Consider the following 11,477-nt stretch of genomic DNA (forward strand, 5'->3'; position numbering starts at 1 on the left):
CGCGGTGCGCTCTGCCGTGGGAAATTCCAGACGAGAGTGATCGAACATGGTGCACTACGCAAGCGCGGATGCCGAAACGATCTCGAGTGCCGTTTCATACGCATGCCTGGCTCCGTCCGTCCACAACATTCAACCGTGGTCCTGGCGATTGCGGCGTGGTGAACTAAGTCTGTACGTCGATCGTCGCCGCTCGATCCCAATCGAGGACCCTAGCGGTAGGCAACTGGTCATCAGCTGTGGCGCAGCGCTCCATCACCTGCGAGTTGCTCTGGAACACAATCTCCTCGAACCGATCGTTGTGACACTCCCTGACCACACCGACCCGGATCTGTTGGCCTCGATCACGTTCCGGGGTCGAGCGGAACCGATAGGTTCCAGCGCAGCCCTGTTCTCGACCTTGGAGCGTCGACGGACCGACAGACGCCCCTTCGATCCACCTCGGGCTGGGGCGTTGACCGGTTTGGCAGTGAACGCGCGCGAATTCGAGGCGTCTATGACGGTCATCGTGCGCCGCTACGGCGCGATGCTCGACAAGGCGTCCAGGATCGCCGCGCAGGAGCACCGCAGTGATACCGCCTATTGGAACGAACTCGAGGCGTGGACTACTCCGGATGGTGCCGAGTCCGGCGTGCCTCTTGGTGCATTGCCCGATGCGCTCTCCTCACACGAGGACGTATCCGCCCGAGCATTCCCTTCCGGGCACCTGAAGATCCAACGCGGTGCACGCGATAATGCTGCGTTGGTTCTGCTCAGTACTGCATCGGATACGCCGAAAGACTGGTTGAACGCGGGACAGGCAGTGTCGTCGGTATTGCTACACGCAACTGCCTCGCATCTCGCCACCTGTCCACTGACACACCTCACGGAGGTGGAGGCAAGTCGGGAGATCGTGCGCGACGTCGCATGTAGGTCGGGCGAGACATTCCAGAATCCGCAGATCATGATCCGGATCGGATTATCATCGCATTCCGCGGAGACAGCATCGGGGCAAGCGCAGTTGGGAGCTACAGAACCCGTTGTCTCGGGTAGGCGCACGGTCGAGGAGGTCCTGACCGTCGTACCGTGATTACGCACCGTCGACGGGTGAATGCCCTGATGAATTCCACACATTCACCGCGGCTTCGATGCTGACGTCGATGTCGATGTTGGTGTCGATCGAAACGGATTCAGGCCACGGATCCTGTCCGGCTTCGATAGCGGCCGCCGTTGTGGCGGTGGCGTCGGACAGCGATTCCGTGCGCATCGCAATTCGTTGTACAGCAACAGGTAACGGCGTACTGCAGCAGATTTCTATCAACGCCGACGACGTGGACAAACACAATCCCTGAGCGTTGTGTCGATACCTGGAATCTGACCATGTCGCATCCAGGATGACGGACTGTCCCATCGTCAGCTGCCGGTGCGCCCGTGCCAACATCTCGGCATAGACCGTGTCCAGAGCTGCGGGGGAGTAGAGACCTTGCCGGTACTCGTCGGCCGCGCCGGTGAGTGTGCCATCCTCCATCAGTTCGCGACGCAGTCGGTCACTCGAAATGACAACAGCGCCGGTATGTTCGGCGAGACCGACCGACAGTGTTGATTTACCCGAACCTGGGAGTCCGCCGACCAGGCACAACCGCACCTCGGCACGCCGAAGGTGAGAACAGGCAAGAGCGAGGTGGCGTTCGAGTCGCGCGATGCTGCCCGTTCCACCTTGCCTCATACGCAGTGCATCGACTTTCGCGCGGACAGTCGCACGATATGCGATGTAGTGGTCGATCAGCGCCCGCGGTGGAAGATCCTGCGACAGCGCGACTATCGTGGTGAGAAACTCGTCCGCTAGATCCTCTCGCCCGAGGAATTCCAGGTCCATGGCGAGGAAACTTGCATCGTCTATCGTGTCGACGAATCTGAGTTGGTCGTCGAAGTCGAGGCAATCGAGGATTCGAGGACCGTCAGGAAGGACGAATATGTCGTCGGACAGCAGGTCGCCGTGTCCGTCAACGATATGTCCGTCGGCAATTCTCCTGTCGAACAGCACTGTTCGGCCCAACAAGAACGTCTCGGCCATTGTGTTGATCTCATCGACGCTGCCGACGGGAACGGTGCCGACACATAGTTCTCGTAGTTCGGCAATGTTCGATTTCCACCGGGCGCCGACACTCTCTGCTGTCGCTTGCTCGTCTATCCACGCGCCTCGGATAGCTCGGCGGTGGAAATCGGCTATCAGGGAAGCGATACTGTGCACTTCGCCCGCGGCGTCCTGATCTGAGGTGATCATCGATGACAGTCGCCGGTCCTCAGGCATCCGGGCCATCACCAGTATCGGCTCTCTTGTTGCGTCGAGCGGATCGTTGAGCTGTGTTACGCCCAGATACACGTCCGGGCTCATCCTGCGGTTGAGTTCGAGTTCGCGGAGCAGCGCCGTCTGTCGTTGCGTAGGTGTTCCGAAATCCAGGTAGGCGGTCGATAGCGCTTTTTTGATCTTGTACGCGCGCTCACGGACAAGAAGGACCACACCTGTAGTCGTCTCGTGTACATCGATGTACGAGTCCCGCGTATCCACCTGAATTTGCTCCTCGAATTGCCGAGACAGTGTCGGTTTGCGTCCCCTCTTGCCTTCAAGTGTGTTCGGAAGCCGGGGCGGTTGTCACGGGGTCTTGCGGTGATCGAACCAGGCATTACGGCACTACCGGATATTCGATCGGCCAAGCCACGCTGGAATCATGCCGGTGACTCGAGACCTGCTCGCGCGTTTGCCGTCCAACGCAGAGACGGTCCTATTGGTCGTAACGGTCACGACGTTGACTGCCGGCGCTCTCGCCTGGGTATTCGACAGTCGTCCGTCAGCGGAGGCATTGTGGGCAGCGGGGGCGATCGTGGCTGTGATCCCCGCAGCATGGTGGGTCATCGATGCGCTACGCCGAGGTCGAGTGGGCGTGGACGTCATCGCCGTCCTTTCCCTCCTCGGAACGCTGTGGATCGACGAATATCTCGCCGGTGCGTTGATCGCCGTCATGTTGGCGACCGGTCGCACGCTCGACGCCGCAGCCAACCGCAGAGCGACGCGGGATCTGCGTTCTCTTCGCGACCACGTACCGGGCACTGCGCAACGCGAGCATGACGGACAACTCGAGACAGTGAAACTCGACGAGATCGGTCCCGGAGATCTGATATTGGTCGGGCCTGGCAGCGTGGTGCCCACCGACGGTTGGATTGTCGGCGAGCCGGCACTGCTGGACGAATCTGCACTGACCGGCGAGGCCAACGTCGTGGAAAGACCTGTGAGCGACGCCGTGCGGAGCGGTGCGGTCAATGCCGGTGGGGCCTGCCGCATCGAGGCAAGTCGCGATGCGCAATCGAGCACCTACGCAGGAATCGTTCGGTTGGCGCAGGACGCGGCAGCCGAGAGCGCACCGGTTGTGCGACTCGCTGATCGGGTAGCGGGTTGGTTCCTTCCGGCCACGTTGATCATATCCGGTTCCGCGTGGGCCGTCAGTGACTCCTTCCCTCGGGCTGTCGCGGTGCTGGTTGTCGCGACGCCGTGCCCGTTGTTGTTGGCCGCTCCCGTTGCCATTGTCTCCGGACTTTCGCGCGCTTCGCGCATCGGCGTGATCGTCAGGTCGGGTGGAGCGCTCGAGAAGCTCGGAAGCGCCCACACCCTCGTTATCGACAAGACAGGTACTCTGACCAGCGGACAGCCGACACAATCAGATGTTGTATGTGGTGATAGCTACGACAGTGCGACGCTCCTTCGATTGGCGGCATCTGCCGATCAGGTATCGTCACACATTCTGGCGGAAGCGATCGTTCGCAGTGCCCGCACACGTGGATTATCGCTCAGCACACCAGAAATGGTGACTGAGCGACCCGGTTATGGTGTTGTTGCGACGGTCGACGGCCGAATTGTCACAGTGGGGAGAATTGACGGGACTGTCGATCGTCCCGAATGGGTTGCCGCAGTGGAGAATCGTGCGCGTCTGGACGGAGCCGTGATTGCCTGGGTGAGTGTCGACGGCACTCTCAGTGGCGCAATTCTCCTGCTCGACCCGATACGGACGGACGCGCCGTGGACGATACGGCGACTGCGCTCAGCCGGGATACGCAAGATTGTCATGCTGACGGGTGACCGACCAGAACCCGCAGTCGAGGTCGGATCTGCATTGGGGCTCGATTGCGTTCATGCAGAACAAGAACCGGACGACAAAGTCGCACGTGTCCGCGAAGAGTCGGCCCAGGCGGTGACGCTGATGGTCGGTGACGGAATCAACGACGCACCGGCCTTGGCGGCAGCATCGGTCGGAATCGCGATGGGCGCGCGCGGCGCGACAGCTTCGTCGGAGGCGGCCGACGTGGTTCTGACAACCGATCGACTCTCCCGCGTTGCCGACGCTATGGACATTGCCCGTCGATCCCGCCGAATCGCGTTACAGAGCGCGATACTCGGAACAACACTGTCGCTCGCCGCGATGATCTTTGCTGCCTTCGGATTCCTGATTCCCGCAGTCGGTGCCTTGTTACAGGAGTTGATCGATGTTGCCGTGATACTCAACGCGTTACGTGCACTGAACGGCGGAAGATCCACGGCTCCGGTACTCGATCCGCCGTTGTTGACGATGCTCCGAGGATTTTCCTCTGACCATCGAAAGATGCGAGATGAACTGGAAGTAATCCGTGTCACCGCAGAGGCGGTGGTGAGTGGAGATCGTACGTCGGCTTTGCGTCGACTTCATGAGACCGACAGATTTCTCCAAGACGTGATTCTTCCCCACGAGCGTTCCGAGGGCGCGAATCTCTACCCGATGCTGGAGCGTTCGATTGGTGGCGCGGATTCGATCGCGACAATGGCCGGCGCGCACGCCGAAATCGAGCGGCTCAGTCGAAGGTTGGGCTATCACGTCAGAACCGCGGACCTCAATGGTGCGGTGAAAGCGGATCAGGTACAAGACCTCCTTGCCTGCCTGTACGGGCTGTATGCCGTACTGAGGCTGCACTTCCGCCAAGAGGAACAAAGCTATTTCGTTCTTGCCGACGAGCCGGAAACGGAGGATGAGGATGCGCGTGGTTGATTTCGTTCCGGAGGTTTTCAGTTTTCACGCCTGCTGCTGAAATTTGTTCTTCCACTCCATGTCCCACATCCGATCGTTGTGCCAACCGATCATTGTTCGTGCTGCGGAAATCATCATGCACATCGCGAAAACGGTCGCACCGTACAACACGATCGCAGCGGCCACTCCGTCTACGGCCGCAATCGACGTTTCTGGTGGTGGTGGAACCTGGTCGCCGTTGCCGTTCGTCCAGACCTTGATCGTGTCACCGGCATGCGCACCGAAGTGTGCAATCACCGGTTCGGTGCGGGAGTTTCCGTTCACCGTCCACGTCACGACTTTCCTCGCGGCACCGGCAACTGTTGTCTCCGAACCTATCGGGGTTGCTGGAATCTCGGGAGTCGATGGAACCGATGGAGAGGTGTTTGCGACTGTTCCGTTCCACTGTCGGTAGGTGTTGTACTGCTGTTCGATTCGGGCTCGGCCGGATGTGTAGACGGAAGTCCCGATTGCCGCCGAGACAGGTATTCCGAGAGCGCCGATTGCGCATGCGGCGATAATCAGAGAGGACAGGAGTCGGTCCGAGGGGCGCATCAGCCGGTTCGAGGACCACGGCACCTGATTCCACCAGCGAATGGGCCGAGTGCTCGAGCGAATCAGATAGCTGCGCATGGTGTCCGCCTTCCGGAGCGGCATGAGTTGACGGGCTACGTCACGAACGGATGGTGTTGAGGGCGTTGTCGTCGAAGATTGTTTCGTTGACGGTGTTTTCATTCGACCCGCGGCTGGACAGCTCTTCGGCAGAAGTAGTTTCCCGTTGGAGGAACGACCCCAGTTCGCCGATTGCGCTCATCAGCGGCGCGGGGAATACGACGGTGGTGTTCTTCTCGACACCGAGTTCGGCAAGGGTCTGCAAATTACGCAGTTGGAGTGCCAACGGGTGGGCCATCATGGTGTCCGACGCTTCGCCGAGTCCGGCGGCGGCACGCGCTTCACCTTCGGCTGCAATGATCTTCGCTCTCTTCTCCCGTTCGGCCTCAGCTTCGCGAGCCATCGCTCGCTTCATGCTCTCGGGCAGCTGAATGTCCTTGAGCTCTACCAGCGTTACCTCGACACCCCAGTCCAGCGTGGTTGTGTCGAGTATCTGACGAATGCTGGTGTTGATCACCGCTGTCTCGGACAAGACTTCGTCGAGAGAGTGTTGACCTACTACGTTGCGAAGAGTGGTTTGGGCGATCTGGTTGATGGCGGAACTGACATTTTCGATAGTGACCACTGATTTCTCGGCATCGATGACGCGGTAGTAGGCAACTGCCGCAATGTCGACGCTTACATTGTCACGGGTGATGATTCCCTGCGATTGGATCGGCATCGTAACGATACGCATGGAGACCTTGGTCATCCGGTCGATCGCGGGAATGATGAGCGTGAGGCCGGGATTGCGCACCGCGATGATCCTTCCGAGCCGGAAGTGAACACCGCGCTCGTACTGGGTGACCACTCGCACTGCCATGGCGAAAAGCAGAAATGCGACGACGATGACGATGATGACGACGACGATCGTTGCGTTCATGGTGATTCCTGGTTCTGTGCAGAACGGACTCGAACTGCCCAGTCCCGCTGGAGGCCAGGACGTGAGGGACGTGTTCCGTTTACCGTCCAGCCTCGCGCCCATCTGACCGTCGTCTACATGGTCGAATGTCACTAGTTGCATGGCCTGCGACCTCGATTCCGATCTGGCAGGTCGTGAGCCACGATTTGACGACCGATGACCCTGGTATTGCGCTCGTGTACGGAGAAACCTCGAACCGAGTAACTGTTCGCGGAATTTCGATCCGTGTGGGAGGTGCGTGTGTCCGAAACGGTCATCGATTCGGAATCGGATGCGGTGAATCCGCGTGAATCCGTCGAACGGATGTTTCGTGATCTGAGGTCAGGTCGGCACGGCCTCTCGTTGAGGGAAGCGGAGCGTCGAGCTATTGTCCACGGACCGAACGAACTCCAGCGTCGGCGCGGGCGTGAGTGGCCAGGTCAGGTGCTTCGGCAGTTGACTCATCCGCTCGCGCTGCTTCTGTGGATGGCTTCGGCGCTCGCGGTTGTCAGTGGCGCTACCCCGTTAGGCGTGGCAATCGTCTTCGTGATTCTGGTCAATGCGGTCTTTGCGTTCGTCCAGGAATTACACGCCGAGCAAGCGGTGGAGGCGCTCTCTGCATTCCTTCCTTCTCAGGCGACAGTGTTGCGGGACCGGGTCGAGACAGTCGTTGACGCGCGGGCCCTCGTTCCGGGCGATGTTGTCGTTCTCGACGAGGGGGGCCGGGTATCGGCAGATGCACGGTTGGTGTCCGGTTCCGTCCAGGTCAATCTGTCGGCACTGACCGGAGAGTCCATTCCCGTCTCCATTTCCGCTGATTCAGGTGGCGGCACAGGTCCTCTTGTGGCGGCTCGGGACATCGCCTTCAGCGGGACGGACGTGTTGGGCGGCAAGGCAATCGGATTGGTCTTTGCCACCGGCATGAAGACTGAGATCGGACGAATCGCGGCTCTGTCCGAACGGGTAGGACGGGACGAAAGCCCGCTCGAGAAGCAAGTGAAGAAGGTGGCGTGGCTGATTGCCTGCGTGGCCGTCGTGATGGGTGCGGCGTTCATACCACTCGGGAGTCTGATTGCGGGACTGTCCTGGAGGGATTCGGTGAACTTTGCAATCGGGCTCCTTGTGGCCAACGTTCCGGAAGGACTTCTGCCGACCATCACGCTGGCTTTGGCTGTCGGAGTACGCACACTCGCCAGGAGGGGTGCTCTGGTCAAACGGATTTCGGCGGTCGAGACGCTCGGTTCCACGAGCGTGATCTGCACCGACAAGACCGGGACACTGACTGTCAACCGTATGCACACGATCAAGATATGGACACCGGGTGGTGTTCTCACTTTCGACGGAAACAATCAACCTCAGCCTGACGAATCCCTGCCGCGCCGGATGGCACACGCCGTCGCATCCTGTTGCTCTGCTGAACTACGCGACGACACGCCGACCGGAGAGAACACGAGCACCGGGGATCCCACGGAGTTGGCGATGTTGCGCGCAGCGGTTCTGATCGGCGAGCCTCTATCTCCCACGACGAAAGGCCATGACGCCACTTTCCCGTTCGATCCCGAACTACGCCGGATGTCGACGGTGGATCGAGTCGACGATCGGTTCGAGATCTACGCGAAGGGCGCGCCGGAGGAAATCCTGTCCCTGTGCACGCACATCGCAGAACCCGAACGGGCGCAGCGCAACATTACGGCTGAAGATCGCTCCGACCTTGCTGCGCTGGTGCATGATTGGGCAGGCGAGGGCCTGAGACTGATCGCGGTGGCAGAACGCTCGGTCAGCGTTGCCGGCGGAGAACTATTCGATCGTGGCGAGGCCGAACGAGAGATGACGTTGCTCGGCATCGCCGCGATGATCGATCCGCCACGACCCGAAGTCAAGAACGCTGTAGCGAAATGCCATTCGGCCGGAATTCGCATCATCGTGGTGACAGGCGATCACGGCCTGACCGCCCGCGGAATTGCCGAAAGTGTGGGGATCGGGCACAGAGGTTTGCAGGTGGTGACCGGAGCTGAACTCGAAGATATGTCGGAGAAGGACCTCGACGCGCTCCTCTACACCGAAAACGAGATCATCTTCGCGCGCAGTTCGCCCGAGGAGAAGCTGCGGATAACGGACGCTCTACGCGCCGGTGGATATGTGGTCGCGATGACCGGCGACGGCGTCAACGACGCTCCGGCACTGCGAAGGTCGGATATCGGGGTCGCAATGGGCAGATCCGGCACCGATGTCGCCCGGGAAGCAGCGACGATGGTGCTCACCGACGACAATTTCGCCACCATCGTCGAAGCCGTCCAAGCAGGGCGCAGGGTCTACGACAACGTCCGGAAGTTCATCGTCTACATTTTTGCGCACGCCACACCGGAAGTGGTGCCTTTTCTCGTCTACGCGCTGTCCGGAGGGCAGATTCCGCTTCCTCTGACAGTGATGCAAATACTGGCGATCGACTTGGGTACCGAGACGTTGCCGGCGTTGGCACTGGGCCGCGAGCAAGAAGAACCCGGACTGATGGACAGGGCGCCGCGAAAAGCCTCGCAAAATGTCGTGGACAAAGCGATGCTGATTCGGTCGTGGGGATTGCTCGGTGGGGTCTCGGCAGCGGCAGTCATGGGCCTGTTCATGGCAACTCTCCTATCAGGAGGGTGGACTTTCGGGGCGGACGTGTCGACTGGCTCGCTCGAGCACACCTGGAAGCTGGCCACGACAATGAGTTTTCTCGGGATCGTGTCCTGTCAGATCGGCACGGCGATGGCATCGCGCACCGAGCATGCGTCTCTGCAGCAGATCGGACTGTTCTCGAATCGGTTGTTGCTGTGGGGAATTGCGTTCGAAGTGGCATTCGCCGCCATTGTGGTGACGGTACCGCCATTGCTGCGAGTATTCGGAACAGTGACACCAGAGTGGTACCAGGTTCTGTGGCTACTGCCGTTGCCGATCCTGGTGTGGGGGTGTGACGAGATATGGAGGTGGACGCGGCGGCGCCGATCCGGGCAGGCGTAGCCGAAGCTACGGTCCACTCTCGGTTGTGTCGTCGGGTTCTCGTACGCTCGACTCCTGGGCGCTCACGAGGATTCTCAGTTCACTCTCCAAAAACGTTGGTAAAAGATCGATTTCGGGGACAGAATCGTAGTCGGCTGTGATGCCGAACGCGAATTGGCCGCTGTAGCTCAGTAGTGCGAATCCGAGCCGCAAGCGCACGGCAATCGGCACGAAAGGGTAGATGCTGACTATCTCTCGACCCATCAGTCGGCATTTCCTTGTAGGTCCAGGGATGTCGGTGACAACGGTGACGATGCTTTGCTGAGGAACCCGCGCCGCAAGTCGCACGAACCATGCAGACGATACGAACGGGACATACTGGGCGAGCGTCGTGACAAAGTGACCACTGCGAGATTCCCCTCCTCGCTTGTACCGTGAGAGTCTCTCGTGAATCACCTGAAGTCGGTCGACAGGATCGGGTACGTCCACGGGAAGGAACGGGAGAAGAAGAGAAACCTCGTTGTGCGGCGATACATCGCCGCCGGGTGTCCGAACCGACACCGGCACGAGGCAACGCACTGAGTGCCCGTCGGGGTCCTCGTTGCGGTGCAGAAGAAGTGAACGAAGAGCACCAGTCACACAAGCCAGTGCCACGTCGTTGACGGTTACGTCGAACGTCGAACAAATTGCCTTCACGTCCTGCATCCGAACGTTGGCCGTGGCGTATCTCCGCTGACTACCGATCGGCCCGATCAGCGTCGTTCGGCGGCTCGGGGTCAGCACATCGCCGAGAAGGTGTGCAAAACCCGCGGCTCTCCGCAGTAGCTGGCGAGACACACGGACAGGTGCGCCCAGCGCGGCGGTCGAAACACCGATGAACGTGCTGTACAGGGACGCCGATTTCTCCGATGCGGTACCGCTCGTGCTCGTGGTGTTGTCACCAACCGGTTCGGATTCCGGCGGCGAGTCGAACAGTACGTCGAACAAGCGAGCGCCACTGACCCCGTCCACCAGCGAATGGTGCGCTTTCGTCAGTACTGCCCACCGATCTGCTTCGAGGCCTTCGATCAGCCAGCACTGCCAGAGTGGGCGATCTCGATCCAGCCGCTCGGACATGATCCACGCCACCGTCGCGGCAACGTCTTGCAGTCGCCCGGGCGAGGGCACTGCGATCCTCATAACATGGCGCGCCGGATCGAAGTTCGGATCCGCCGTCCACGTCGGGGCCGCCAGATCGACGGGAACTGTATGGAGACAGTCCGTGCCGTGTGGGATGAATCGTATCCGTGAGCTCAATCGCTCGAGAAACTCGCGATCGGTCGGTACGGGGCCTTCGGCTATCACCAATGCCCCGATGGCGAGACTCGCGTGGGAATCCGAATCCTCGACTTCGAGAAACCCGGCATCGAGTGGAGTTAACTTGTCCGACATTACCTTTCACCTTCCTCGCGCGTGCTGAACGAATCGGCTCAGGAAGTCAGGTGAATAGACTCATGCGTGATGCCCACGAGATCCGCTCTGGTGGCTTCGATCAATTGTCGCGACAGGTCGGCAAGAGCGCGCGAGGCTGCGAGTTCGTCACCGATTTCGGGTACGTCGAGGTCGGACGGGTTGCAGCGCGCGAACCCCGCGCCGGCGAAGTGCGTGTCATCCTGTGAATGCAGTCGCGCGATCGCGCGAGTGCGGTTACCGTTTGCTGATGTGTGCTCGTCGATGGTGATGTCCACCGACCAGTGTTTTTCGTTCATGGATCGACTCCTCTGCATTCACGTGTCGCTGGTCTCACCGATGACACGTGACCACGACCTCGCGACCCTTTCGCCGTTGTTGCTGCGACTGACACATGTTGTCTCCGTGACGGAATGGTGTGGTTCGCGGTA

Annotated in this window: 8 protein-coding genes; 3 read left to right on the forward strand and 5 right to left on the reverse strand. The window is 60.2% G+C overall.

Going from position 1 to position 11,477, the window contains the following annotated elements; translation table 11 throughout:
* The first annotated feature begins 46 nt into the window (after positions 1 to 46).
* Positions 47 to 1,066 carry an Acg family FMN-binding oxidoreductase gene (locus RG2_RS13080; protein WP_033236220.1) on the forward strand — a complete coding sequence of 340 codons (1,020 nt, stop codon included), beginning with the start codon at positions 47 to 49 and terminating at the stop codon, positions 1,064 to 1,066.
* Here RG2_RS13080 and RG2_RS13085 read toward each other — a convergent pair whose 3' ends face one another.
* On the reverse strand, positions 1,067 to 2,545 hold the full coding sequence (locus tag RG2_RS13085; RefSeq protein ID WP_051730686.1) for a bifunctional aminoglycoside phosphotransferase/ATP-binding protein: 1,479 nt from the start codon (positions 2,543 to 2,545) through the stop codon (positions 1,067 to 1,069).
* Between the two features lie 160 nt (positions 2,546 to 2,705).
* Here RG2_RS13085 and RG2_RS13090 point away from each other — a divergent pair, with 160 nt between their 5' ends.
* Positions 2,706 to 5,048 carry a heavy metal translocating P-type ATPase gene (locus RG2_RS13090; protein ID WP_033236222.1) on the forward strand — a complete coding sequence of 781 codons (2,343 nt, stop codon included), beginning with the start codon at positions 2,706 to 2,708 and terminating at the stop codon, positions 5,046 to 5,048.
* 24 nt (positions 5,049 to 5,072) lie between these two features.
* Here RG2_RS13090 and RG2_RS13095 read toward each other — a convergent pair whose 3' ends face one another.
* Positions 5,073 to 5,699 (reverse strand): Rv1733c family protein, encoded by a 627-nt coding sequence (locus RG2_RS13095; protein WP_033236223.1) that lies wholly within the window; start codon positions 5,697 to 5,699, stop codon positions 5,073 to 5,075.
* Positions 5,700 to 5,739: 40 nt separating this feature from the next.
* Positions 5,740 to 6,600: a slipin family protein gene (locus RG2_RS13100; RefSeq protein WP_051730695.1), complete on the reverse strand. Its 861-nt coding sequence runs from the start codon at positions 6,598 to 6,600 to the stop codon at positions 5,740 to 5,742.
* Positions 6,601 to 6,879: 279 nt separating this feature from the next.
* Between RG2_RS13100 and RG2_RS13105 the strand changes: the two genes are divergently transcribed.
* Complete coding sequence (locus tag RG2_RS13105) at positions 6,880 to 9,618, forward strand: cation-translocating P-type ATPase (protein WP_307718107.1); 2,739 nt, start codon at positions 6,880 to 6,882, stop codon at positions 9,616 to 9,618.
* Positions 9,619 to 9,624: 6 nt separating this feature from the next.
* Here RG2_RS13105 and RG2_RS13110 read toward each other — a convergent pair whose 3' ends face one another.
* Positions 9,625 to 11,028 (reverse strand): WS/DGAT/MGAT family O-acyltransferase, encoded by a 1,404-nt coding sequence (locus RG2_RS13110; protein WP_033236224.1) that lies wholly within the window; start codon positions 11,026 to 11,028, stop codon positions 9,625 to 9,627.
* 38 nt (positions 11,029 to 11,066) lie between these two features.
* Entirely contained in the window at positions 11,067 to 11,345 is a 279-nt protein-coding gene (locus RG2_RS13115) for a DUF1876 domain-containing protein (RefSeq protein ID WP_033236225.1), read from the reverse strand.
* Positions 11,346 to 11,477 lie beyond the last annotated feature (132 nt).

This window comes from Rhodococcus globerulus NBRC 14531 (assembly GCF_001894805.1).
Classification (GTDB): domain Bacteria; phylum Actinomycetota; class Actinomycetes; order Mycobacteriales; family Mycobacteriaceae; genus Rhodococcus_F; species Rhodococcus_F globerula.